This is a genomic window from Psychrobacillus sp. Z3-81 (assembly GCF_056620325.1).
Genome location: NZ_JBWQPU010000109.1, coordinates 1 through 238, shown reverse-complemented (window position 1 = coordinate 238; position 238 = coordinate 1). Strand labels below are relative to the sequence as shown.

Genomic DNA, 238 nt, shown 5'->3' with positions numbered 1-238 from the left:
GACCATTTTTGCCTGAACGCCAAATATAATAATCCCGTTTCGGATTCACCTTGGATGAACGTGACTCTGCAAACCACGCATGTTCATCCGACGTATGATTCAGCACCAGGTCCATCATGATCTTGAGACCGCGTTTGTGCGCCTCTGCCAGCAAACGATCAAAGTCCTCCATCGTACCGTACTTGCGCAAAATGGCATAATAATCCCGGATATCGTATCCATTATCATGTCCAGGTGA

1 protein-coding gene is annotated in these 238 nt (G+C 47.1%); it reads right to left on the bottom strand.

The window, feature by feature from the left end; translation table 11 throughout:
• On the bottom strand, positions 1–238 hold a 238-nt coding region (locus tag AC1ECF_RS17820), incomplete at both ends, for an alpha-amylase family glycosyl hydrolase (protein ID WP_480390767.1).